Genomic DNA, 21519 nt, shown 5'->3' with positions numbered 1-21519 from the left:
TAGTAATTTAATAAAAAGAGGTTTGATTTTTCTCAGACCTCTTTTTTAATACTTTTAACTTAAAAATATAATACAATGTATCAAGAATTAACAGAAGACCAACTTCAACAAATAGTAAACGAGAATGAAAAAGTAATGGTGCAATACGGTGCTTCATGGTGTGGTAATTGCCGTATAATGAAACCTAAATTTAAAAAATTAGCTTCGGAAAACGAAGATATACCATTTTACTATGTAGATGCTGAAAAACTGCCTGAGAGCCGTAAGCTTGCTAAAGTGGATAACCTACCTACTTTTGCTGCTTTTAAAAATGGAGCATTGGTAAACCAAGTGCAAACCAACCAAGCAGAAAGCCTTAATAATTTGTTCAACGAAATTAAATAAGCTATGAAATTACCAATTATAAGACAATTCTATCAAAATAATACAGCTGAAAATTTAGCAGCAACGCTAGAGGTTTTAGAATCTTATACCGAATTTAGAGGCGTATCCGAAGAAGAAATGAACTTAATCGGCGAAATGATAACTAATATCTGTGGAGCTATAGAAGTACATCATAATGTACAAGATGGTATGGCTGAAAAAGACGCCCTCAATAGCTTTGCCCAAAAAGTAATGGGGTCAATAGATAGATAAAAAGATTTGGTTCTAAAGAATATATAAAAAAAGACTATCTCTAAGTATTTAAGATAGTCTTTTTTTGTACTCGTAAATAATTGGTTTTATCTATAACCAAAACTTTTCAAATCTCTTTCATTTTTACGCCAATCTTTTCTAACTTTTACAAAAAGATTAAGATGGATTTTCTTATCAAAAAACTTTTCCAAATCAAGTCTCGCCTGTGTGCCTACCTTTTTTATAGCTTCACCTTTATGTCCTATTAAAATACCTTTTTGGCTGTCTCTTTCCACATAGATGATAGAGTCTATAAAAATAATGCCTTCTTTTTCTTTAAACATTTCTGTAACCACCTCTACTGAGTACGGAATTTCTTTTTCATAATTAAGCAAGATTTTTTCTCTGATGGCTTCATTTACAAAAAAGCGTTCAGATTTATCCGTAAACTGTTCCTTATCGTAATATGGCGGATTTTCAGGAAGTAAAGATTTTAGTTTCGGTAAAATAACATCTGTATTAAATCCTTCTAGTGCAGATATAGGCAGTATTTCCGCCTTAGGTATTTGTTCGTGCCAAAAATGCATTGATTTCTCTAATTCCTCTTGATTGGTTTGGTCTATCTTATTGATAAGGATAAGTACAGGAACAGGAATTTTATTCAACTTTTCTACAAGAAATTCTGACGGAGCCTCTTTGTCTGTTACATCTACTATAAAAAGAAAGACATCTGCATCTTGTAGAGAATCTTTCACAAAATCCATCATCTTTTCCTGAAGTCCATATTTTGGGTCTAACACTCCTGGAGTATCTGAAAAAACAATTTGTAAATCAGGTTCATTATAAATCCCGAATATTCTATGTCTTGTGGTTTGTGCTTTTTTAGTTACTATCGCTAGTTTCTCACCCATCAATTGATTAAGAAGAGTGGATTTACCTGCGTTAGGCTTTCCTACGATATTTACGAATCCTGCTTTGTGCATTATATTATTTTATATTCTACAAAGTTATGAAATGGTGTATAAATAAAAAAATCCCTCTAATAATTAAGAGGGATTTAGGTTTAAATCTTCTAGTAAAGCCTAAATTATTTAGCAATATAAGGCTTATCTTTAATTCTAGCTTTTTTACCTCTAAGGTCACGGAAGTAGTAGATTCTAGCTCTTCTTACGCTACCTCTTCTGTCTACTGTGATTTTTTGTAGAGCAAGCATATTGATAGGGAATACTCTTTCTACGCCCACATCGCCACTCATTTTTCTGATAGTGAAAGTCTTAGTAGCTCCAGTTCCTCTTAGTTGGATAACAACTCCTTTAAAGAACTGAGTTCTTGTTTTTTGACCTTCTTTAATTTCGTAGTAAACAGTGATGGTATCACCTGCTTTGAATTCAGGGAATTCTTTCTTTGTAATGTACTTGTCTTGTACGTACTTAATTAAATCCATTTTTAATAAATAAAATAAGTTTATGCCAAACAACATACACGGCTCTCGTCAGAGGTTGATTAACAGTCGGCAAAATTAAAATATTTTTTTTAATCAGCCTAATTTTTATGAGAAAAAATTATCGTGGAGTCAATGGTAAATTTAATAGAAAGTATTTGGAAATTTACAAAACAATGATAAAATATAGGTTTAATAATTTTCCAATTGCTTTAGGTTTTAGTAAATTTGGATTTAGTTAAATTGTTAAAAACTAGGTATTATGAGCTTTCCATCAGATTTAGAAATAGCACAAGGTGCAAAAATATTACCGATAAAAGAAATTGCTGCAAAGGTTAACATTCCAGAAGATGACTTAGAACTATACGGAAAGTATAAAGCTAAACTTCCGTTATCTTTAATTGACGAAAGTAAAATAAGAACATCTAAACTTATTCTTGTTACAGCAATTACACCTACACCAGCAGGAGAAGGTAAAACTACCGTAAGTATAGGACTTACCGAGGGACTTAATAAAATTGGAAAAAAAACTATAGCAGTATTAAGAGAGCCGTCTTTAGGTCCTGTTTTTGGAATTAAAGGTGGAGCTGCGGGTGGTGGTTATTCCCAAGTGATTCCAATGGAGGACATTAACCTACATTTTACAGGTGATTTTTCTGCCATAGAAAAAGCAAATAATCTATTGGCAGCAGCTATTGATAATAATATTCAAAACGCATCTCGCTCGCTTAATATAGACTCTAGAACGGTGGTTTGGAAAAGAGTAATGGATATGAATGATAGGGCTTTAAGACAAATAGTAATTGGGCTTGGAGGTTCTGCAAATGGTATTCCTAGAGAAGATGGTTTCAATATCACACCTGCTTCTGAAGTTATGGCTATTCTTTGTTTAGCTGAAAATTTCTCGGATCTCAAAAAGCGTTTAGGAAACATCTATGTAGGAAGTACTTACGATAAAAAGCCAATCTATGCTAGAGATTTAAATGTTGTAGGGGCAATGGCTATACTTCTAAAAGACGCTATAAAACCTAATCTCGTACAAACCCTAGAAGGCAATCCTGCTATTTTACACGGTGGTCCGTTTGCAAGTATAGCACAAGGTACTAATTCTGTTTTAGTGACTAAAATGGGACTTTCTTTAGTTGATTATACCGTAACTGAAGCTGGTTTTGGAGCAGATTTAGGAGCGGAAAAGTTTCTTAATATTAAATGTGTTTCTTCTGGACTAAAACCTTATGCGGTGGTTGTAGTGGCTACGGTAAGGGCTTTGAGGCATCACGGAGGATCTAAAAAAGAGGAGTATGGTACACCTAATCTAGATTTTGTAAAAAAAGGAATAGGTAATTTAGAAAAACATCTAGAAAATATAATGAAATTTGGATTGAAGCCTGTGGTAGCTATCAATCATTTTGATACGGATAGTGAGGAGGAAATAAATTTTATTAAAGAAAAATGTAAAGAGAAAGGCATAGAAGCTGTGGTTTCCTATGGATTTACCAAAGGTGGAGAAGGTACGAAAGAATTAGCTAAAGCAGTTGCTGAGTTAGCGGAAAGTAATAGTTGCAATTTTAAGCCACTTTATACTTACACAGAAACCATACCAGAAAAGATAGAAAAAATAGCTAAAGAAATCTACGGGGCATCATCTGTTGCCTATACTTCCAAAGCTAAAACTCAATTGAAAAAGATAGAATCTTTAGGACTTTCAGGACTTCCTGTTTGTATGGTAAAAACACCGAAATCTCTTAGTGATACCGATTCTAAAATTGGCAGACCTGAAAATTTTGAAGTTACAGTAAGAGAGTTTGAATTTGCTGCTGGAGCAGGATTTGTAATCCCGTTGCTTGGGACTACTATGCGTATGCCTGGGTTGCCTAGTATCCCTGCTGCCGAAGGAATGGATATAGATGATAATGGTGTAATTACAGGGCTTAACTAATAATTAAGAAATGAAAAAAATAGGCTACATCATACTATTGAGTATTGTTTTCATTGTAGATTTACTAGGAATCTATTTTGACAAGATAGGTATAAGAATATATAGTAAGCCACTACTAATTCCTATAATAGCTTTAATTTATTATCAACTTAATAAAACTAAGTCACTAAGTAATAATAAGCTTTTTTTAACAGGGTTGTTTTTTAGTTTTTTAGGTGATGTTTTCTTACTAAAAGACTCTGGTTTTTTGTATGGATTAGCTAGTTTTTTATTAGCACATATTTTTTATATTATACTCGTTGTGCATTTTAAATAATACTGATTTTTAGATGATTTAATTTTCTTTGGAAGATAAATTTATTGATATATTGAATAACCGTTGCGGCGGTTATTTTACTGATTATCCTTGTTTTAAAGCCTTCAAAAGTTTTAGCATAGTTTCTTTTAATCATAAATTGGTCGCAAAGTTGAGAGAAAAATGTCTCAATTCGTTTTCGCTTTTTCTTGTACAATGAAAATTGAGGAATATAATCTTTCTGATTACTTCTCATTGGTGTATCTAATTTAATATTAGCATAGTTAAATAAATCTATTTGAACTTTTGCTGATAAATAGCCTCTATCTCCAATTAAAGTACAGTTTCGCATTTGCTCACCAATATCTTTTAAATAGTGGATGTCGTGAACGGATGCAGGGCTTATATCAAAATTCTTAATCACACCATTTAAAGAACATACTGCGTGTAGTTTATAGCCATAGAAATATAATTTCTGTGAAGCACAATAACCATATGTTGGTGAAGAATAGGATTGCTCTTTACAAATTTTTGAACGAGTAGAACGAGCGTTTTCACAAACTTTCATTGGCATGCTATCAACGATAAAAATATCTTCAAACTCATTGAACTCCATCGAAATACGCTGTCTAATTTGCTCTGTTTGTAGGGATAGTCTTCGTTTTCGCTTATTGTAAACACTTCTTTCAATTTTGTTTATCAGAGAGTTTGGCAATTTTCTAAATAACTGTAATTCGCTATCAATACTCAAGTATTCAGCAGTAATATTAAGACTTATGACTTCTAAATCGCTCATTTTAGGTGTTCTTCTCTGATAACTAATCAGTTGATTTTCTGAAAAAAGTCCTAAAACTTCCAAAATTCTTTCATATATTTGCTCTATGTTGTTCATTTATACCGTTTTATAGCAAAAACAATATACTGATTTTCAGTCTAATAAACAACTCTTGTTTTTTTCATTTCATAATGCACAACGGGTTATATTATCTGTTTTTATAGAATAAAGTCGCCTCAATTTTCTTTAGTAAAATTGTTACCGATAGCTATTTATTTAGTTACTTTTATTAGCTTGTTTTGGGGTCATTTAGGTGAGATGAAAATCCCTGTAATTGTGTATGCTTCTGCTATATCGGTAATGCTTTATTTTTCGTTAGGCTTAAAAAATAAATACATTAAATTTGGAGCTTTGTTTTTTGTAATATCGGATACGATTCTTGCTCATTCTATTTTCTTTGAATATTATAATGTGTACAAAGGTCTTGCGGTAATGATAACTTATATTATAGCTCAAGTATGTTTAGCTTATGGTATCTATAATATTGTAAAATATCAAAGAGAGATTCAACCTAAATAATTTTAAATATGGTACTTAAAAATTTAAATTATCCGTTAGACTTTAAGTTTAAACTAACTACCCTTGCCAGTGATTTTAATATTACGGATAAAAATGGCAATTATGTAGCCTATGTAAGACAGAAAATGTTTAAGCTAAAAGAAGATGTAGTAGTTTATAATGACGAGAAAAAAGAGCAAGAATTATTTCGTATAAAGGCAGATAGATGGCTAGACTTTAATGCGTCTTATTCTATGTTAGATATTGTTAATAATAAACTTTATGGAAGACTGGCCAGAAAAGGTATGCGTTCTATATGGAAGGCTCATTATGACATAATAGACGAAAATAACCAATTAAAGTATAGTATTTCGGAGGATAATGCTTTCGTTAAGATTTTGGATAGTTTTGTAGGTGAAATCCCTATTTTAAGTTTTTTTACGGGTTATTTGTTTAATCCTAGCTACTCCGTTAAAGATGCTTCGGGTAAAACTTATTTTCAGTTGAAAAAAATGCCTTCTTTTTTTGGTAGAAAATTTCAACTTAACCGAATGTTAGACATAGATGATGAAGAGGAAACTTTGGTTGTTTTGTCTTTCCTTATGATGGTTTTGTTAGAAAGACTTAGAGGATAGTATATATAAACCCGTTGTGCATTATGAAATGAAAAAAACAAGAGTTGTTTATTAGACTGAAAATCAGTATATTGTTTTTGCTATAAAACGATATAAATGAACAACATAGAGCAAATATATGAAAGAATTTTGGAAGTTTTAGGACTTTTTTCAGAAAATCAACTGATTAGTTATCAGAGAAGAACACCTAAAATGAGCGATTTAGAAGTCATAAGTCTTAATATTACTGCTGAATACTTGAGTATTGATAGCGAATTACAGTTATTTAGAAAATTGCCAAACTCTCTGATAAACAAAATTGAAAGAAGTGTTTACAATAAGCGAAAACGAAGACTATCCCTACAAACAGAGCAAATTAGACAGCGTATTTCGATGGAGTTCAATGAGTTTGAAGATATTTTTATCGTTGATAGCATGCCAATGAAAGTTTGTGAAAACGCTCGTTCTACTCGTTCAAAAATTTGTAAAGAGCAATCCTATTCTTCACCAACATATGGTTATTGTGCTTCACAGAAATTATATTTCTATGGCTATAAACTACACGCAGTATGTTCTTTAAATGGTGTGATTAAGAATTTTGATATAAGCCCTGCATCCGTTTACGACATCCACTATTTAAAAGATATTGGTGAGCAAATGCGAAACTGTACTTTAATTGGAGATAGAGGCTATTTATCAGCAAAAGTTCAAATAGATTTATTTAACTATGCTAATATTAAATTAGATACACCAATGAGAAGTAATCAGAAAGATTATATTCCTCAATTTTCATTGTACAAGAAAAAGCGAAAACGAATTGAGACATTTTTCTCTCAACTTTGCGACCAATTTACGATTAAAAGAAACAATGCTAAAACTTTTGAAGGCTTTAAAACAAGGATAATCAGTAAAATAACCGCCGCAACGGTTATTCAATATATCAATAAATTTATCTTCCAAAGAAAATTAAATCATCTAAAAATCAGTATTATTTAAAATGCACAACGAGTTATATATAAATATAAACAACCGTTTCAAATTGTACTGAAACGGTTGTTTATTTAAAAATATTTTTGTTTTAACGCTTCTATAGTTTTAGAGCTATTACCTATATAGATATCTTCTTTTCCTATAAGAAATACAGGTCGTTTTAAGAAACTATAATGCTGTAATAAAAGTGTTTTGAAGTCTTCTTCTTTCAACTCTTTCACATCTATATTGTTTGCTTTAATTTGAGTAGAACGCTTACTAAAAAGCTCTTCATAAGACTTTGTAACAGCATACATTTGGGAAAGTTCTTCTGCATTTATAGGCTCACTTTTGATTTCTCTTAGATTCCAATCTGATAAATCTAAATCTTGCATAATTCTTTTGCAAGTGCTACAGGTTTTTAGATAAAAAACAGTCTTAGTCATTTTTATAGAAGTTTAATTTTATCGTCTAAAATTTCTATCACTTTGTCTTTATAAAGACCTCCAATGGCTTTTTTAAAATTCTTTTTACTCATCTGGAGTTCAGTCTTTATTTCTTCTGGAGATGACTGGTCAGATAGATAGAGTAATCCATAATTTTCATCTAGTTTATCTAATATTTTTTGTTTGAATTCATCTATATTAGTATAACCTTCAGGTTGCAGACTTACATCTATTTTACCATCTTCTCTGATGTTTTTAATATACCCCTCTATTTCGTTTAATGGATAAAGTTTTTGGTAAACATCTGAACTATAAACCAATCCAATGTACTTTTGGTTAATGATAACATTCCACCCTAATTCTGTTTCATTCATAAGAATAAGGTTTACCTTCTCCCCTTTCTTTAATGATAAATTTTGATACTGAGGATTTCTTTTAAATTTGGTAGTTCCTGTAAGTAACCCTGTTTCTTCATCTATATAAACATAGATAAGATAGCGTTTTCCCTCTTGCATTTTACCCTTTTGTTGTTTATAAGGTACAAATAAATCTTTGATAATCCCTAAGTCCATAAAAGCACCGCTAGGCAATACTTGCACACAGTTGAGAACGGCGAATTCATTAACTTGACAAAGAGGTATTTCCGTAGTAGCTTTGAGGATTCCTTCATCTTGATAAACAAATACCTCTAGGCTATCTCCTGCCTCCATATTAGGTAAAGTGAAAATATTAGGGAGTAGGCATTGTTCACCGCTAGCTGATGTTAGTAGCCAACCATTATCTGTTTTTTCTTTTATTTCAAGTGTTTGAGTAATTCCGATTTGCATTTCAAAAAAAATTATGTCTTGCAAAGTTAGGGCTTTCTATTCAGAAAATTCTTTGTTTTCACTTAATTCTATTTTTGATTATTTATAGAAAAAATAAAAGGCACTTCGTGAAAAGTGCCTAAAAGCGTAGTTTGTAGCCCTATGAGGACTACAACCATATATTGATAATCAATATTTTAACTTATTTTTTGAAAATTTGTTACCACCGTTGTTACCACCGAAGTGCGTTTTACTCATTTTTACCCTCATTTTGAATAAATGAAAAGGGGGTATTTTTACCCCTGTTTTTTATTCGTTACCGTAGTTAATATTTAACCGATATTCATAGACAAATCCAATGCCCTCAATAAGGCTAAAAAATTAGATAACTGCAAATCTGTTTTACCCTGTTCAATTTTTGCGATATACGCCCTGTTTTTGCCTACCTTTTTTGCTAGTTCTTCCTGCGTTAGGTCTCTTTCTTTTCTAGCTTCTCTTATCAATTCCCCATAATAGTAAGCTAGTGCCTTTGCTTGGAACTCTTCTCTTTGTGGTGTTCCTACTTTTCCGTGAGTAGTATCTATATACTCGTTCATTGTAGGTAGTTCTTTTTCTACTTTATCCCAATTTATTTTTATTGCCCCCATTGTTCTAATATTTTTATTGCTACCTTAATATGTTTATTATAGTCCTTTGTGTCTTTCTTTTTGAATGCGTTTATAAATATCAACTTTTTGCATTGGTTTATATCCTTGTTATCCATTGTAAAGGTTAATATCCTATACTCATTATCTGTTTTTATCCTTATCTCATATAAGTCAGTATTTACTAATCTTTTCGCTATTTTGGTGTTTATTATCGTTTGCGTTGCTATTATTTCTGATATATAAACAATCTTCTCTCTTAACCTTTGGTCTGCTGTTTCAAAGAAAAGATTAAATTCATCAGTCCTATATATTTTCCTCATCTTGTTGTTATGATATTGCAAATGTAATGAATTTGTTACATATATACAAAAGTGTAAAGTAATTTTATAACCTCATCTAATCCCTTTTTATAGTGTCAGAATGTAATAAATGTTACCCTTTTTTATGGACTCCAAAAATTCCCCCTGGAGGATATTAAAAACATTAAATATTTGATGAGGTTATTTTTACTGAAGTTTACTGAATATTTACTGAACATTTCGTTTTAGCGAAGTTTAGCGAATATTTGCCGAACCTTTTTCCTTTCTCTTTTACCGCAGTTTACCGAATATTTACCGAACATTACCGCTTTTCTAACTTACCCCATTTTACCCCATATTTACCCCAACTGTTTTATATACTCTAGTGCCTTATCTCGGTAGAATAAAGGGCGTTTCTTTGGATTTAAAGCCTCATAACCTCCAACGATAACCTCATCAGGAATTTGCCTATCTTTTAGTATACTATGTAACTTCTTTGTGTTTACTTGTAAGGCACTAGCGAAGCATTCAAAGTTTATAAAGGGGTTTCTACTCTTACGAGTGATACACACCGTCTCCATTAGTTTAAATAAAGGTTTATTATCTGCACTCATATATCCTAGTCCCTTTGTGTCTTCCATATTACAAATATAAACAACTGTATCAAGAACTGTATTAACAACCGTATCAAGAACCGTGTCAGAAACTGTATCAAATAGATGTTATTTTAGACAGTGCCCATAATACGGACGCAAACGGTAAGTTTAAGCGGATTAAAAGTAAACCATTAGTTTACTTTTCTGTATTTTGAGTATTTAGATAGGTTGAAATCTTATTAGTATATTGAGCGTAACCGAAAAATGGCACTCGCATAAATCGCATACCAAGCAATGCCAAAAATGCCGATAGTGTAAGTGATAGTGTAAATGTAAATAATTCGTAATATGGAGAGGATTAAACTAAAAGTAAATTAAACTGTACCTATTGGATTCATATTTTACCCTTATCATTAAAAATGATTTTAAGGTATCAAAAATCAATTATATTTTACTAAGTAATATCCTAACATTAGAAATGTTTTTAAATTGATTTTTGAGGTGTTTTTGGTTAAAATAACCGCATTTGCCATTCAGGGTAATGCCTAGACTCAAACTTTGCCCTGTTGTGTTTCTTGTTAAACTTAGCGTTTCGGATATTGTGAGCAATGAAATAAATCTTGTCTTCCAAATTTACACCCCTCTTATTTCTCGGCAGATATTTTTTCTCTAAATTGTTGAATATTTCACGCTCATTTTTCCAATAATATTTTAGCCCCGTGAAACATAAAAATTTGCTCCCTTTTTTCTGCATTGAAATATCCAATTTCGTAACCTCGCAAACCCTCTCTTTTTTTTCGTATTCAGTCGCCCCATTTTTACCCTCTTTTTTTATTCCGTTTTTAGCCGTTTTTTCAAGAGGGGTAAAAGGCGACTGAATGACACTATATACTAGTTGGCATTTGGTCGCTTTTTGAGGTTTCAAAATATCGGTCATTTGGTCGCTACTTTTACTGCTTAAATCTTGGTCATTTGGTCGCCACTTTTGATTTAAAATATCGGTCATTTGGTCACCACTTTTTGCCAAAAGTTCGTCCCATTTTTCAGCTATTAAATTGGATATTTTAGCCTTGATATTTTGGCTATGTTTCACAACGATTTTATTATAATCCTGCTTATGTTTATGTTTTTTACGCTTGTCATCTATATTACTCCAAAAATTAGGGTTACAGTAGTCTTTTATGGCTTCTTTCTCCCTCTTGTTCATCTTATCGGTACGCATTGTAAAATCGTAAAAATAGACCTCGTTAAAACACTCTAGTAGCCTGTATTTTAATTGCTCCACTTTTTCAGTATCCAATAAGTCCGTAAGGTAAGTTATACCTATATCGTTGAGTTTTTCCATTTTCCTGTACTTCATTTCAAAACGAAAAGTGTTCGGCTGTATGTTCTTAACTATGGTTACCTCTATATCATCGCCGTTATACTGCCTGTACTTGTCGTATATCTTTACGAAATACTGCGTTTTTTCCACTTCTCTAAAGTTACCCGCCGTTATGCTCTTGGTAAACTCTTTATCTTGGTAAAATAGTAGGTTATTGAGTACCTTTTGAGGGTCAAAAGGGAGCGTAACATTTACCCCAAATTCTAAGTTAGTCAGCTTTAGGTGTTGAGGTGTTAAACCTAGTACCCTTTCTATCTCGTAAAGGGTTACGGATAAATCCTGACTATTAAAATCGTTACCGTTAAAATCTGCCTTATTAAAAAACTTATGCAAACTGCCCTCTATATATACACTCCTAGAGGGGTATTGTATTATCTTCATTTGGTTGTATAACCCTACCATTTTACCACTCGTTTCGCCTGTTGTGGTGTTTACCTCTGTGATAAAATCCATTAACTCGGTTCTAAGTTGATAAGGGGCTTCGTACTTCGCACGGATATAATCTATCATATTACATTTTATTAAGTGATGATTAGCGACAATTAGCGTTTTATTTGGTTTATCTGATGAGGTTATACTGCAAACCTCATCAGTAAATCTATTTTAGTTTTATAGTATTCTATTTTGCCTCTGATGAGGTCTTTTGTAGTTTCGGTCTTATTGGCTAAGGTTATAAAGTCCGTTTCCAAATCCTCTCGCTTGGTGCGGTACTCTATGTATAACTGTTTTTGTATTTCTTTAGCTTCGTCTAAACTGCATACCTTAAATATGGTTTGCTGCCTACCGTTGCATTCTTTCGTGCCTATCTTTCGGATTAAACCCACCTTTTGCAGGTCGCTAATACGGTTGGTTACTAGATTGGTGTTTATATTGTAGGCGTTTGCGAGTTCCGTATAGGTGCACTCTCCTAATTGCTCTATCTGTTTTAATACCGTTGTCATTCTTTCAGGTAGTTCTTTTATTATGGCTTTGTAGCCCTCCTTTTGTGTGTTCATAATTTTATTATTTTGGTTATCCTTTGGTTATGGTTAGGTTATCTTTCGGTTATAGTTAGGTTATTCGTTGGTTTACCTTTGGTTTGTCGGCGGTTCGTCAGCGGTTTGCTGACAACCTGCACCCCTATATTTTATTGCGTTTTTAGTGGTTTGTTTTAGGCGGTATCTTGGTTTAATTTCTCAAATACTCGGTTGTTGAGTGTCTTAATCTCATCTAAAAACTCGTCATAGTTATATCCCCTTTCATTGCCCTTTCGTAAATATCAGGGTAGTCATCGTTAAGGTCATTTCTTACATCAAAAATGAAACAGTCTATATCCCAATCAGGTACAAAAGATACAGTTTGCGATACATACCAAAATACATTACTTATCCTGTACAACTCCTTTGTGGTATTGAAATAGGTTTGTTTGTGTTCTTCTGTAATTTCTTTGTTTTCTATGATACACCTCAGCAAAGTGTAAAATATATCTGCATTTACTTTGGGCATACCCAACCCCTCTAAGAATAGGTTTAGGTTATGGGTGTTATCCATTGTCTCTAACAAGTACAAAGACAACTCAAAGCTGTTGAAATAGTCCGTATTTGTTCCAAAATCCTCATCATATACTAGGGTTGGTCTTTTGTTTTCAGCTTCTTTCAATTCGTTTTCATAAATATTGCTGATACTGTTTATTATTCTCATTTTATTTGTTTTTTAGTTAGTTAATTGATTAGATAATTCCTTTTGCTCGGTCTGATATAGCTTGTATCCGTTGAGGTTCTAGGGGTAATAAACACCCCATAATCTCATTTATAGAGTTCGTCATCTCCTTTACTTGTGGATTATTAGAGGCTACCTCGTGCAGTCCTGAACGCACTCGCCAAAGGTTAGCTAGTAGGTTATTATAAGCCTCTTCGCTGTTGAGTAACTGCTCTAGGTGTTTTACCATATAAGGCTCTAAATAGGTTCTTTTGGGGCTTACCTGCCCATTGTTGGATTGGGTTGTCATAGTGGTTTATTTTATATCTTATAAGTTTATAATTTAACTACAAATATATACTCTTAATTTATAACAACAAAATATTTTTAAACATTTCAGTTATTTTTACATTCATTTTATAGCTTTATGGTTATATTTGTACCTTTATAAACCTAATCGTATATGTTGAGGATTAAAGAAATTTTAAAGGAAAAAGGGATAACGCAAACAGAGTTTGCAGGAACTTTGGGTATTTCTCAGGTTGGACTAAATAAGTTAATAAATGGAAATCCCTCTTTGTCTTCTCTTGAAAAAATAGCCAACGCCTTAAATATTCCTGTTAGAGACTTATTCACTCATTCTGATAACGAAACACCTTTATATATCCAAAACGAGCAAGGGGATTATGTAGAGGTAGGTAGTCTTAGAATAGATACCCTTAGTCCTAAAAAAATATCTGAATAATATCTCTAGGGTAAGTATTAACATAGCCAAAACGAGGGTCAAATATTTGCCCTATGATAATATCATTATCACGGCAGTATTTCGCTACCTTACGCCCTATGATAGAGGCTCTTTTATTATCAATTCGTTTTTTCTCTAGTGTGGCGTAACCTGCTATTGTGATGAAACTCTCCTCGCTTGTGGTTATCCTCGCTTTGATATGATTAACTTCTTTTTGTAGCGTTTCTAGTTGTTGTGATTGTTGCAGTAATAATTGAGCGGATTGTGCCACTATCTCCACCTGCGAAAGTGGTTTTTTCAGGCGTTTTTCACACTCTATAAAATACTGCCTCGCTTGTTTGCCTTTTTCGCTTCTCTGTAACATTGAAATCTCTTTTGCACAATCTAGCGTAAGGGCGTAATTTATTAAGGGGCGACCGCCGTTAGGTTTTTCGGAAAAATCCGATAAACTCTGATAGTCAATATTTTCAATAAATCCATACTCAAACATTCGCTTTATCCAATCTGCGAATTTATCTTTTATCTCTAAAAAAGAGTGTAACTCTCTAGCTGACACGGCTTGTTTGCCGTTTTGTTCTGTAATTTTGATTAACTCGTTCATTTTTATATTTTAGTGTTTATGATTTATAACTTTTTTACCTATATTTGCCCTATGTAAATGCCGTTTATTGGTGTTACAATTCAACAATTAAAGGGGGCTTTTGGGCTTCCTTTTTTTATTAGTATTTGATTTTACCTTTATCTACTAATGCCTCTACTTCTTTGCGTTTGTAATATACCCTATTACCTATACCGTACGCCGTTAGCTTACCTCCCTTTGCCCAACGGTTCAGAGTGGAGTAATCTATATGCAGTAATTCGCATACCTCTTTCCGTGTGAGGTAGGTTGTGGGTTCTTTGGGTTGAAATTGTTTTGATAGTCTTTGCTCCAATTCAGGAACAATAGCGTTAGAAATCGCTTTGATTAGTTCGTTAGGGTTCGTCCCTATAAATTGTATTGCCTCCATAATTTTTTGGTTTAGAATTATGGGGCAAAGATTTAAAGAATGCGTTTTAAAACAATTATGGGAACATTCCGAAGTGATGTTCCCATTTTTTTAAGTATATGTTATTTAATGTTATACTATCGTTTTGCCTTTTTTTGTTTAAGTTCCTTAATGTAATTTTCTGCAAAATCTGAATGTATATCATTAGACATAGCATTCCTTATGCTCTTTGTTGATATATCAAATAAGTCGGATAACAATACTTCTATTTGAAACATTGTTAAGCCCTTATCTTGTAGCCAACCCCTTATGTTTAAAGTATCTAATATTTTAATTTTTTGAGGGTTGGTAAATGTTTTTTCGTGTTCTTCGCCTGTTGTGTGTTGCTCTTCTGCGGTTGGCGTTACCTCATCTGTTGTTTGTACTCCGTTTATTTCTTTTTTACGGTCGCTTATGAATTTATATATTTTAGGGATTGATAACTTGAAATTATTGTATTTAATATTATCAAAAAGTATTTCATAGTCATAATGGTTCAGTCGTATAAAACTAACAACCTCTACAATATCCTCTAATTTGTAAGTATAACGTGCGTATATCTCACTGCTCTCCTTATAGGGAGTGTAACTACTACTAAACTCTAATAGTTCCTTTATTTTTTTGTAGTCCTTATTCTCAATATAGGTATAACCCGTTGTGCATTATGAAATGAAAAAAACAAGAGTTGTTTATTAGACTGAAAATCAGTATATTGTTTTTGCTATAAAACGATATAAATGAACAACTTAGAGCAAATATATGAAAGAATTTTGGAAGTTTTAGGACTTTTTTCAGAAAATCAACTGATTAGTTATCAGAGAAGAACACCTAAAATGAGCGATTTAGAAGTCATAAGTCTTAATATTACTGCTGAATACTTGAGTATTGATAGCGAATTACAGTTATTTAGAAAATTGCCAAACTCTCTGATAAACAAAATTGAAAGAAGTGTTTACAATAAGCGAAAACGAAGACTATCCCTACAAACAGAGCAAATTAGACAGCGTATTTCGATGGAGTTCAATGAGTTTGAAGATATTTTTATCGTTGATAGCATGCCAATGAAAGTTTGTGAAAACGCTCGTTCTACTCGTTCAAAAATTTGTAAAGAGCAATCCTATTCTTCACCAACATATGGTTATTGTGCTTCACAGAAATTATATTTCTATGGCTATAAACTACACGCAGTATGTTCTTTAAATGGTGTGATTAAGAATTTTGATATAAGCCCTGCATCCGTTCACGACATCCACTATTTAAAAGATAGTGGTGAGCAAATGCGAAACTGTACTTTAATTGGAGATAGAGGCTATTTATCAGCAAAAGTTCAAATAGATTTATTTAACTATGCTAATATTAAATTAGATACACCAATGAGAAGTAATCAGAAAGATTATATTCCTCAATTTTCATTGTACAAGAAAAAGCGAAAACGAATTGAGACATTTTTCTCTCAACTTTGCGACCAATTTATGATTAAAAGAAACTATGCTAAAACTTTTGAAGGCTTTAAAACAAGGATAATCAGTAAAATAACCGCCGCAACGGTTATTCAATATATCAATAAATTTATCTTCCAAAGAAAATTAAATCATCTAAAAATCAGTATTATTTAAAATGCACAACGAGTAGGTATAATATATTTTAACTTTGTTAATCATTAAAATTATTTTGTTTACCAACTCTTTAATGGTAAATACTCTATAATACTTGCCGTTTCCCTCATCATAATATTTGTATTTTACCTGAAAACCCTCTGCCTTATATTCGTATTTTTCTGGAAGACCCTCTACCTCTACAAAATTTACTAATGCTAACACCTCTTTATCCTTATAACACCGTTCATCTATCGTTATACCGCTTATGTCGGTTACTGCATAATCGGAATATCTTTCATATACACAACCTAAATAATCCATTTCATCGCCGTCAGGGTATATACTTAGCCACTTCTCTAAATCAGTTTCGTAATTATCCTTAAACTCTTTAAAAGAGGTATAAAAGGGGATTTCCATAGTGTTCAAGTTTACAATTCAACAATTTTTTTTATATGGTAAAAAATGGCGGTTATTTTCCATTATCTTATTTTCGTTTATACAAAACAGCGTTTTTACATAAAGGTTAGGAGGTTCGTTTATGCAAAACAGCGTTTTTGTATAAAGGTGGGTTATTGTATAAATAAATTTAGTAGTGGCTCATTGATATAGTAGCTGTACTTACCTACCTGTATTTTATTTAGATACTTATGTTCTGATAGTAGTTCTAAATACTTTCTTGCGGTTTGGTATGATACCCCTAAATCTTTCTCCAAAAACTCTATTTTAGTGTAAGGATTTTTAAATAGGTTATTCAGCAAGTCCTGACTATACAGCTTCGGTAAATCGTTACGAAGTTTATATTTAGTCTCCTGCATTAGTGTTTTTATATTTTGGACTAAATCAATGGTCTGTATTGCTGTAACCTCAACGCCTTTGATGAGGTATAAAATAAGACTTTCCCAATCGTTCTCACTTCTTACCCCTTGCAATACTTGATAATATTTCTGTTTGTTTTGCGTGATATAACGGCTCAAATACAATACAGGTAAATCTAAAAGTCCCTGCAATACCAAGTATAGAATATTTATAATCCTGCCTGTTCTACCGTTACCGTCATAAAATGGGTGTATGCTCTCAAACTGATAGTGTATAATAGCCATTTTAGTCAAAGGGTCTAAGTCTGAAAAACTATTATCATTGATGAACCTTTCTAGGTTTGCCATTAGGTCTAAAATAGCCTTAGTCTCTTGCGGTGGGGTATAAACTACCTCGCCCAGAGAATTAACTAATTTAGTCCCTGCTTGCGTCCTAAATCCTGCATTATTTCGCTCTAATTCTTGCTGTATAGCTATGATATGTTTGTTTAATAATAACCCCTCTTTACGCACTATTTCAAAGCCTAACTTTAAACTTTGAGCATAGTTATATACTTCTTTTGTTGCAGGGTTTTTAGTCTCTATTAAAATGTTTTCTTTATATAGTTCGTCGTGGGTGGTTACTATATTTTCTATCTCGCTACTATCTTTAGCCTCTTGCAACGCTAGAGTATTGATTAAAATATGCTCGTTGGGTATCGTCTTTACCGTGCCCTTTAGTTCAGCTAGGTATCTATGAGACTTTGTCAGTTGTTTTAATACTACGGTGGTCTCTATTTCTGCGGTAGGCGGTAGATGAGGTAAATTAAAATCCATTGTCTTAAAGTATTAGTTTAGTTGTTCAGGGGTAATGTTCATATTTTTAAAGGCTTCGTAAACCTTTTTTGCCTTTTGTAGCTGTTTAGTGTCTATATCTATTTTGTTGTAATGCTCTAGGAGGGTTTTATCGTGGTGGTTAGTCATCATCTGCATAGTTTCGGTATCCATAAACTGCCCAAATAGAGTAACCGAGGTTTGTCTCCCTATATGAGAGGTTACTAATTCATAAAAAGGATATTCGCCCTCTATTCTTCTATTTCCGTTCTCGGTGGCTTCTATCTTTGCACTTTGCACCACCTCATCAAATCCTGCGATTTTGCAGAGTTTTTTTAATTGACGGTTATAATATGGTTCGCTTATCACTTTAGGGAATTTACCGCCTCTTTTGCTCATTATATCCACTACTTTAGGGAGTAATGCCGTGTACTTTATACCCTTATCTTTTGTGTTGCGGTTTTTCTTCTCTATAACCTTTATAAACTTGCGACCGTTGGGGTCTTCTACTATATTAGCAGTATCTAAGCTGAAAAGTTCTGAAACCCTTAACGCTGTATAACACGAAATCAAAAGCCAATCTCTAACCTCATCTAAACTGCCTGTAAGGTCTAGCGTTTCTAGGATAGCTAGTTTATCAAAGTTGAGGTAAAGCCCCTTAGTTACATTATCAGGGTTGCGGTCTATCTTCCACGCTAAAACATCTTTGCTAATGTTATGCTCTGTTTCCGCAAACCTGCACAACATTTTTATATCTTTCAAATACTTAGTTTGGGTTTGTGCCGTGTACCCTTGCTCATTAAACCATTTTACTAGTTTGTTACGGAAGATATTATTTATATCCGTTACGATGAGGTTCTTATTAAACTTCATCAGGGTACTTTTTAGCCCTCTGTATTTTTTAATGGTGTTTGCTGATATTGGTTTTTTACCCTGCGTTTTATCCTCTACGCTTCTAAATTGTATGTAGTAGTCTATAAGTGCGTCTAATTTATCAGGGATAGTGTATTTCTTCTTTGTCTCCAGCTTGTGGGCAAAGTAGTGTTTTAAAATAAAGTCCTTTAAATGCTCTTTAAGTTGTGGAGCGGTTAGGTTGAGGTTATTATCTATCTGATTAGATATATCTAGCTTAAAGGTCTCTATACGCTTGTTGAAATCTAAAATTTCTGCGTTTTGTTTTTTGGTCTCTATGGTTTTTGCCCCTTTAACAATTTGGGAGTGGTCCCATTGCTTGGTTGTGTCGTCCCAATTTTCAGAATGGATAACAAAGGGGGTGTTTATAGATAAATTAAAATCCCTGTTAGGTCTGTACCTTAGATAAACTTTTTTAGGCTCTTTAGTGCCTCTTAGGTAAAAAATGATATTTGCCATTATAGGGATATTACAATTCAACGAGACAAATATATAGGTTGGTGGTTACAATTCCAAATTTGTAACCACCGTTGTAACCACCGAAGTGCATTTTACTAAAATCTATTGCAACCTATTGCAATGAGGTTAATTTTTGAAATATACCATAAACAGAGGGTTTGCAAACAAAAATGCACTAAAAAAGGCACTTCGTAAAAAGTGCCTAAAAGCGTGGTTTGTAGCCCTATGAGGAATCGAACCTCAACCTAAAGAACCGGAATCTTTAATTCTATCCATTAAACTATAGGGCCCCTTATTTTATTTAAAACTTAATTTTAAGTCCACCCATAATTTGCGTACCCAAAACTTTGTAACCATAGTAATTTTGGTAATTAGCTCCTAAAAGATTATTACCGAGTGCAAAAATACTGAAATTCTTGCTAATCTGATATTCCGCTGAAATATTAAGGTCTGCATAACCACCTACTTTTTGGTTATCAATCTCTTCTTCAGCATATATAGGAGGAGAAAGTAAAACGCCTGAAGGATTGATAGAAAAACGATTAGCCGTTCTATCACTTACAAAAAAGCCTCTAAATCCTAATAATAATTTGTCTTTAAGCGTTTGATATTTTGCTCCTATTGATGCTTGTAACAATGGTCTATAATAAACATTAGCATTGTTTTCTAAATTATACTTTTGGAACTGAATATTTCCATCTAAAACTAGAGAGGCTAGAGGTTTATACTCTACTTCACCTTTAATTTGACTAAGAGTACCGTTGTGATAAGTAGTAGAAAAAGTATTAGCATAATCATATCCTAGCCTTGAGTTATCGTCCATTAGATTAGAAAACAAAGAGTTACCTCTAAAGAACATCATATTGTCCAATTTACCATAACTAGCTTTAACATCATAATTAATTTGCTCAGAAACAACTCCTTTCACCCCAAAATAAAACTGATATTTAGTATGTGTAGGTTTTAATTCTAAATCAGATACCAAAAACGGATTCTGCTCCAATAGTTCCGAATAAGTATTGAACTGAAGTCCACTCTCTACCCCACCGTATAAATTAGCTTCTGGAGTTGCCGCTACAAATAGTTCTGCTTGAGGGAGCCAATAAAAACGATTAGATTTTTGTTGTGTTTCATTCAGCTTTGTTAAGCTAGAACTTAATAGATTAAATCCAGAACCAATCTTTAAGTAAGATTGCCCTTTTTTAAAAGTGATTTTGGGCGATAATCCACCACCAAAATAACGAGAATTATGTTGATTTAAAATATTAAACTGAGTATTTACCATATCCATTTTTACTCCCAAATCCAAATTAACATCTAAATCTTGACCTAATTTTAAATGATGCTTAGACAGATTTACAAGAGCGTCTATTTGACTTTCATTAGCTTTAAATCTATCTCTAATAGCCGAAGTTTTTACAGTAATATCGTTAAGAATTTCGTTAGAGTAAAAATCATAATTACCACTTATCTGAAAACGACTGTATTTTTGTCCCAAATCAGCATCAGCGTTAGGCACCAAGGCATAGATGCCATAATAATTATAATCATTAAGACCTACGGAAGTGGTAAGATTAGCCTTGCCTTTTTCTCCAAAATGATTAAGAAATCCTGAAATTTCCGCTTGTTTCTGCGAGGAATCCCAAGCATATTGCTTTTTTAAACCTTCATTAGATAGATAATGCACATTTGCCCCTACCTCTAAATTATCTTGCATCTTACCAGAAACATTAGCATCGGCTAAAAATTGATTGTAATTACCATAACCTATTCTAAAGTAGTTTCTTAGATAATTTCTATTGAATTCTGGCGAAATATCTTCACCTTGTATTGCTGAAGTTTTGAAATCTGACAATACAGGCACATTTACTACTTCGTAATTTATAGGCTCTTGCTGTTTTTCTTCAGGTGGATAATTTTTTTCTAGAGCTACAGAAGTTTTCTTTTTTTCTATACGCTTAACTTCGGGCTCTCTTTTGCGGTCTAGGATAAGCTTTTCCTCTTTAATCTGAGCTAACGAGATACCTCCCCAACCTAACAATATTAGTGTTATTATTTTATGTTTGTTCATTTTCAATTCTAGTTTTTTAA

The 21519-nt window shown here is 32.7% G+C and carries 27 protein-coding genes and 1 tRNA gene; 9 read left to right on the top strand and 19 right to left on the bottom strand.

Features of this window, described 5'->3' with window-relative positions:
- Positions 1-75 precede the first annotated feature (75 nt).
- Positions 76-384, top strand: coding sequence for a thioredoxin family protein (locus tag VIX88_RS00935; protein ID WP_014938864.1), 309 nt, complete (start codon positions 76-78; stop codon positions 382-384).
- Between the two features lie 3 nt (positions 385-387).
- Positions 388-636, top strand: coding sequence for a DUF6952 family protein (locus tag VIX88_RS00930; protein ID WP_064971170.1), 249 nt, complete (start codon positions 388-390; stop codon positions 634-636).
- Between the two features lie 86 nt (positions 637-722).
- Here the strand turns inward: VIX88_RS00930 and era are convergent, their stop codons facing one another.
- Positions 723-1598 carry a GTPase Era gene (gene era, locus VIX88_RS00925; protein WP_049334382.1) on the bottom strand — a complete coding sequence of 292 codons (876 nt, stop codon included), beginning with the start codon at positions 1596-1598 and terminating at the stop codon, positions 723-725.
- 104 nt (positions 1599-1702) lie between these two features.
- On the bottom strand, positions 1703-2059 hold the full coding sequence (rplS, locus tag VIX88_RS00920; protein ID WP_064971174.1) for a 50S ribosomal protein L19: 357 nt from the start codon (positions 2057-2059) through the stop codon (positions 1703-1705).
- Between the two features lie 259 nt (positions 2060-2318).
- Here rplS and VIX88_RS00915 point away from each other — a divergent pair, with 259 nt between their 5' ends.
- On the top strand, positions 2319-3995 hold the full coding sequence (locus tag VIX88_RS00915) for a formate--tetrahydrofolate ligase (protein WP_214193954.1): 1677 nt from the start codon (positions 2319-2321) through the stop codon (positions 3993-3995).
- Positions 3996-4005: 10 nt separating this feature from the next.
- Positions 4006-4311 (top strand): lysoplasmalogenase family protein, encoded by a 306-nt coding sequence (locus tag VIX88_RS00910; protein ID WP_237190375.1) that lies wholly within the window; start codon positions 4006-4008, stop codon positions 4309-4311.
- On the opposite strand, the gene VIX88_RS00905 is transcribed toward VIX88_RS00910, so the two are convergent.
- Positions 4304-5182, bottom strand: a complete 879-nt coding sequence (locus VIX88_RS00905) for an IS982-like element ISRa1 family transposase (protein WP_127919822.1) — start codon at positions 5180-5182, stop codon at positions 4304-4306. The two genes, VIX88_RS00910 and VIX88_RS00905, sit on opposite strands and share 8 nt — an antisense overlap.
- A gap of 138 nt (positions 5183-5320) precedes the next feature.
- Here VIX88_RS00905 and VIX88_RS00900 point away from each other — a divergent pair, with 138 nt between their 5' ends.
- The 3 genes from VIX88_RS00900 (at position 5321) to VIX88_RS00890 (ending at position 7233) form a co-directional block, all read left to right on the top strand.
- Positions 5321-5644: a lysoplasmalogenase family protein gene (locus tag VIX88_RS00900; protein ID WP_237190377.1), complete on the top strand. Its 324-nt coding sequence runs from the start codon at positions 5321-5323 to the stop codon at positions 5642-5644.
- Between the two features lie 8 nt (positions 5645-5652).
- Positions 5653-6258 carry a hypothetical protein gene (locus VIX88_RS00895; RefSeq protein ID WP_109474973.1) on the top strand — a complete coding sequence of 202 codons (606 nt, stop codon included), beginning with the start codon at positions 5653-5655 and terminating at the stop codon, positions 6256-6258.
- A gap of 96 nt (positions 6259-6354) precedes the next feature.
- Positions 6355-7233: an IS982-like element ISRa1 family transposase gene (locus VIX88_RS00890; protein WP_214193953.1), complete on the top strand. Its 879-nt coding sequence runs from the start codon at positions 6355-6357 to the stop codon at positions 7231-7233.
- A 65-nt stretch (positions 7234-7298) separates the two neighbouring features.
- On the opposite strand, the gene VIX88_RS00885 is transcribed toward VIX88_RS00890, so the two are convergent.
- The 9 genes from VIX88_RS00885 to VIX88_RS00845 form a co-directional block, all read right to left on the bottom strand.
- Positions 7299-7601 (bottom strand): arsenate reductase family protein, encoded by a 303-nt coding sequence (locus VIX88_RS00885; protein WP_081276920.1) that lies wholly within the window; start codon positions 7599-7601, stop codon positions 7299-7301.
- A gap of 53 nt (positions 7602-7654) precedes the next feature.
- Positions 7655-8479 carry a S1 RNA-binding domain-containing protein gene (locus VIX88_RS00880; RefSeq protein WP_064970713.1) on the bottom strand — a complete coding sequence of 275 codons (825 nt, stop codon included), beginning with the start codon at positions 8477-8479 and terminating at the stop codon, positions 7655-7657.
- Between the two features lie 311 nt (positions 8480-8790).
- Positions 8791-9105, bottom strand: coding sequence for a helix-turn-helix domain-containing protein (locus VIX88_RS00875; RefSeq protein ID WP_064968565.1), 315 nt, complete (start codon positions 9103-9105; stop codon positions 8791-8793).
- Positions 9093-9425, bottom strand: a complete 333-nt coding sequence (locus tag VIX88_RS00870) for a type II toxin-antitoxin system RelE/ParE family toxin (RefSeq protein WP_052911093.1) — start codon at positions 9423-9425, stop codon at positions 9093-9095. The genes VIX88_RS00875 and VIX88_RS00870 overlap by 13 nt, the downstream gene beginning before the upstream one ends.
- A 338-nt stretch (positions 9426-9763) precedes the next feature.
- On the bottom strand, positions 9764-10045 hold the full coding sequence (locus VIX88_RS00865) for a hypothetical protein (RefSeq protein ID WP_154136908.1): 282 nt from the start codon (positions 10043-10045) through the stop codon (positions 9764-9766).
- 466 nt (positions 10046-10511) lie between these two features.
- Positions 10512-11894 carry a hypothetical protein gene (locus VIX88_RS00860; protein ID WP_214193952.1) on the bottom strand — a complete coding sequence of 461 codons (1383 nt, stop codon included), beginning with the start codon at positions 11892-11894 and terminating at the stop codon, positions 10512-10514.
- Positions 11895-11956: 62 nt separating this feature from the next.
- Complete coding sequence (locus tag VIX88_RS00855; protein WP_310503738.1) at positions 11957-12379, bottom strand: hypothetical protein; 423 nt, start codon at positions 12377-12379, stop codon at positions 11957-11959.
- A gap of 214 nt (positions 12380-12593) precedes the next feature.
- Positions 12594-13064 (bottom strand): hypothetical protein, encoded by a 471-nt coding sequence (locus tag VIX88_RS00850; RefSeq protein ID WP_250206829.1) that lies wholly within the window; start codon positions 13062-13064, stop codon positions 12594-12596.
- A gap of 28 nt (positions 13065-13092) precedes the next feature.
- Positions 13093-13371 (bottom strand): hypothetical protein, encoded by a 279-nt coding sequence (locus VIX88_RS00845; RefSeq protein WP_236682827.1) that lies wholly within the window; start codon positions 13369-13371, stop codon positions 13093-13095.
- A gap of 153 nt (positions 13372-13524) precedes the next feature.
- Here VIX88_RS00845 and VIX88_RS00840 point away from each other — a divergent pair, with 153 nt between their 5' ends.
- The gene (locus tag VIX88_RS00840) at positions 13525-13806 is read left to right on the top strand and encodes a helix-turn-helix domain-containing protein (protein ID WP_214193951.1); all 282 of its coding nucleotides are present in this window, start codon (positions 13525-13527) and stop codon (positions 13804-13806) included.
- On the opposite strand, the gene VIX88_RS00835 is transcribed toward VIX88_RS00840, so the two are convergent.
- Both VIX88_RS00835 and VIX88_RS00830 read right to left on the bottom strand, forming a co-directional pair.
- The gene (locus VIX88_RS00835; protein WP_214193950.1) at positions 13787-14407 is read right to left on the bottom strand and encodes an antA/AntB antirepressor family protein; all 621 of its coding nucleotides are present in this window, start codon (positions 14405-14407) and stop codon (positions 13787-13789) included. The genes VIX88_RS00840 and VIX88_RS00835 overlap by 20 nt on opposite strands.
- A 118-nt stretch (positions 14408-14525) precedes the next feature.
- Positions 14526-14813: a helix-turn-helix domain-containing protein gene (locus VIX88_RS00830; RefSeq protein ID WP_013446715.1), complete on the bottom strand. Its 288-nt coding sequence runs from the start codon at positions 14811-14813 to the stop codon at positions 14526-14528.
- A gap of 755 nt (positions 14814-15568) precedes the next feature.
- Here VIX88_RS00830 and VIX88_RS00825 point away from each other — a divergent pair.
- Positions 15569-16447, top strand: coding sequence for an IS982-like element ISRa1 family transposase (locus VIX88_RS00825; RefSeq protein ID WP_127919813.1), 879 nt, complete (start codon positions 15569-15571; stop codon positions 16445-16447).
- Here the strand turns inward: VIX88_RS00825 and VIX88_RS00820 are convergent.
- From VIX88_RS00820 to VIX88_RS00800, 5 genes are all read right to left on the bottom strand, one after another.
- Entirely contained in the window at positions 16427-16846 is a 420-nt protein-coding gene (locus VIX88_RS00820; protein WP_214194221.1) for a hypothetical protein, read from the bottom strand. The two genes, VIX88_RS00825 and VIX88_RS00820, sit on opposite strands and share 21 nt — an antisense overlap.
- 152 nt (positions 16847-16998) lie before the next feature.
- Entirely contained in the window at positions 16999-18060 is a 1062-nt protein-coding gene (locus VIX88_RS00815; RefSeq protein ID WP_064969995.1) for a Fic family protein, read from the bottom strand.
- A 12-nt stretch (positions 18061-18072) separates the two neighbouring features.
- Complete coding sequence (locus VIX88_RS00810; protein WP_214193949.1) at positions 18073-19428, bottom strand: tyrosine-type recombinase/integrase; 1356 nt, start codon at positions 19426-19428, stop codon at positions 18073-18075.
- Between the two features lie 218 nt (positions 19429-19646).
- Positions 19647-19718, bottom strand: a tRNA-Arg gene (locus VIX88_RS00805).
- 11 nt (positions 19719-19729) lie between these two features.
- Positions 19730-21499, bottom strand: coding sequence for a TonB-dependent receptor (locus VIX88_RS00800; RefSeq protein ID WP_064970715.1), 1770 nt, complete (start codon positions 21497-21499; stop codon positions 19730-19732).
- Between the last annotated feature and the right edge of the window lie 20 nt (positions 21500-21519).

It is taken from the genome of Riemerella anatipestifer (genome assembly GCF_035666175.1).
GTDB classification, from domain to species: Bacteria; Bacteroidota; Bacteroidia; order Flavobacteriales; family Weeksellaceae; genus Riemerella; species Riemerella anatipestifer_D.
The sequence above is the reverse complement of the archived record's forward strand: the minus strand, read 5'-3'. Positions and strand labels throughout refer to the sequence as shown.

Bases quoted from the DNA above. Each gene is read 5' to 3' on its own strand.
- VIX88_RS00935 (WP_014938864.1), top strand. From the start codon at position 76: ATGTATCAAGAATTAACAGAAGACCAACTTCAACAAATAGTAAACGAG.
- VIX88_RS00930 (WP_064971170.1), top strand. From the start codon at position 388: ATGAAATTACCAATTATAAGACAATTCTATCAAAATAATACAGCTGAA.
- era (WP_049334382.1), bottom strand. From the start codon at position 1,598: ATGCACAAAGCAGGATTCGTAAATATCGTAGGAAAGCCTAACGCAGGT.
- rplS (WP_064971174.1), bottom strand. From the start codon at position 2,059: ATGGATTTAATTAAGTACGTACAAGACAAGTACATTACAAAGAAAGAA.
- VIX88_RS00915 (WP_214193954.1), top strand. From the start codon at position 2,319: ATGAGCTTTCCATCAGATTTAGAAATAGCACAAGGTGCAAAAATATTA.
- VIX88_RS00910 (WP_237190375.1), top strand. From the start codon at position 4,006: ATGAAAAAAATAGGCTACATCATACTATTGAGTATTGTTTTCATTGTA.
- VIX88_RS00905 (WP_127919822.1), bottom strand. From the start codon at position 5,182: ATGAACAACATAGAGCAAATATATGAAAGAATTTTGGAAGTTTTAGGA.
- VIX88_RS00895 (WP_109474973.1), top strand. From the start codon at position 5,653: ATGGTACTTAAAAATTTAAATTATCCGTTAGACTTTAAGTTTAAACTA.
- VIX88_RS00890 (WP_214193953.1), top strand. From the start codon at position 6,355: ATGAACAACATAGAGCAAATATATGAAAGAATTTTGGAAGTTTTAGGA.
- VIX88_RS00885 (WP_081276920.1), bottom strand. From the start codon at position 7,601: ATGCAAGATTTAGATTTATCAGATTGGAATCTAAGAGAAATCAAAAGT.
- VIX88_RS00880 (WP_064970713.1), bottom strand. From the start codon at position 8,479: ATGCAAATCGGAATTACTCAAACACTTGAAATAAAAGAAAAAACAGAT.
- VIX88_RS00875 (WP_064968565.1), bottom strand. From the start codon at position 9,105: ATGGGGGCAATAAAAATAAATTGGGATAAAGTAGAAAAAGAACTACCT.
- VIX88_RS00870 (WP_052911093.1), bottom strand. From the start codon at position 9,425: ATGAGGAAAATATATAGGACTGATGAATTTAATCTTTTCTTTGAAACA.
- VIX88_RS00865 (WP_154136908.1), bottom strand. From the start codon at position 10,045: ATGGAAGACACAAAGGGACTAGGATATATGAGTGCAGATAATAAACCT.
- VIX88_RS00860 (WP_214193952.1), bottom strand. From the start codon at position 11,894: ATGATAGATTATATCCGTGCGAAGTACGAAGCCCCTTATCAACTTAGA.
- VIX88_RS00855 (WP_310503738.1), bottom strand. From the start codon at position 12,379: ATGAACACACAAAAGGAGGGCTACAAAGCCATAATAAAAGAACTACCT.
- VIX88_RS00850 (WP_250206829.1), bottom strand. From the start codon at position 13,064: ATGAGAATAATAAACAGTATCAGCAATATTTATGAAAACGAATTGAAA.
- VIX88_RS00845 (WP_236682827.1), bottom strand. From the start codon at position 13,371: ATGACAACCCAATCCAACAATGGGCAGGTAAGCCCCAAAAGAACCTAT.
- VIX88_RS00840 (WP_214193951.1), top strand. From the start codon at position 13,525: ATGTTGAGGATTAAAGAAATTTTAAAGGAAAAAGGGATAACGCAAACA.
- VIX88_RS00835 (WP_214193950.1), bottom strand. From the start codon at position 14,407: ATGAACGAGTTAATCAAAATTACAGAACAAAACGGCAAACAAGCCGTG.
- VIX88_RS00830 (WP_013446715.1), bottom strand. From the start codon at position 14,813: ATGGAGGCAATACAATTTATAGGGACGAACCCTAACGAACTAATCAAA.
- VIX88_RS00825 (WP_127919813.1), top strand. From the start codon at position 15,569: ATGAACAACTTAGAGCAAATATATGAAAGAATTTTGGAAGTTTTAGGA.
- VIX88_RS00820 (WP_214194221.1), bottom strand. From the start codon at position 16,846: ATGGAAATCCCCTTTTATACCTCTTTTAAAGAGTTTAAGGATAATTAC.
- VIX88_RS00815 (WP_064969995.1), bottom strand. From the start codon at position 18,060: ATGGATTTTAATTTACCTCATCTACCGCCTACCGCAGAAATAGAGACC.
- VIX88_RS00810 (WP_214193949.1), bottom strand. From the start codon at position 19,428: ATGGCAAATATCATTTTTTACCTAAGAGGCACTAAAGAGCCTAAAAAA.
- VIX88_RS00800 (WP_064970715.1), bottom strand. From the start codon at position 21,499: ATGAACAAACATAAAATAATAACACTAATATTGTTAGGTTGGGGAGGT.